The organism is Nocardioides malaquae, assembly GCF_015070385.1.
GTDB lineage: Bacteria > Actinomycetota > Actinomycetes > Propionibacteriales > Nocardioidaceae > Nocardioides > Nocardioides malaquae.
The window spans coordinates 1-259 of sequence record NZ_JADCSA010000630.1 but is presented as its reverse complement, the minus strand read 5'-3'; the positions used below and the strand labels follow the sequence as shown (position 1 = coordinate 259).

1 protein-coding gene is annotated in these 259 nt (G+C 44.4%); it reads left to right on the top strand.

What is annotated here, in order from left to right:
- On the top strand, nucleotides 1–259 hold a 259-nt coding region (locus IEQ44_RS17315; RefSeq protein WP_227487668.1), incomplete at both ends, for a B-box zinc finger protein.

Genomic DNA, 259 nt, shown 5'->3' with positions numbered 1-259 from the left:
GCCAGCGTGCCTTGTGTGTCGAGATTCTAAAAAACACATCAAGCACAGGTTCAGACCCATCGATGAAGCTGCACCAGAACATAAGGATGAAGTCAAGACATTACTGAAACCTTTGCAGAAGAAACTGGAGGCCTTTAATAAATTTAAAACAGAAAGCGACAAAACAGCAGAACACATCAAGGTCCGGGCCCAGCACGCGGTGTTGCAGATGAAGGAACAGTTTAAGAAGATGCATCAGTTTATACAGAAGGAAGAGGAG